The organism is Pseudonocardia sp. EV170527-09, assembly GCF_008369905.1.
Taxonomy (GTDB): domain Bacteria; phylum Actinomycetota; class Actinomycetes; order Mycobacteriales; family Pseudonocardiaceae; genus Pseudonocardia.
This window is the reverse complement of record NZ_VRMC01000409.1, coordinates 1-287: the sequence shown is the minus strand read 5'-3', so window position 1 is coordinate 287 and position 287 is coordinate 1. Positions and strand designations below refer to the sequence as shown.

1 pseudogene is annotated in these 287 nt (G+C 78.7%); it reads right to left on the bottom strand.

The annotated features are described in order from the left end of the window. A pseudogene (locus FVA95_RS29635) lies at positions 1–287 on the bottom strand (hypothetical protein); the annotation flags it as partial.

Sequence of the window (287 nt, the reverse complement as noted above, 5' to 3'; positions counted from 1 at the left end):
AGGTCGACGTCACCAGCCGGCACCACCCCGGGGTGACGTCGACCAGCTCGTCGGCGTCCCGGGCGCTGTCGAGCGCTTCGGACGCGGCCCGGACGTAGTCGGCCAGCCGCCGACGCGGCCGGGCCGCCGCCTTCCGCCTGCCACCGCCGCGCGACGCCCGTACCGGTGCCGCCGCGATTCGCGGGGCGGACTCGGCGACCGGCTCGTGAACGGCCGGCTCGGCCGAGTCGTGAACCACCGGAGTCGGCTCGGCGGTCGGGGCCGGTCCGGCGGTCACCGCGCGGTGC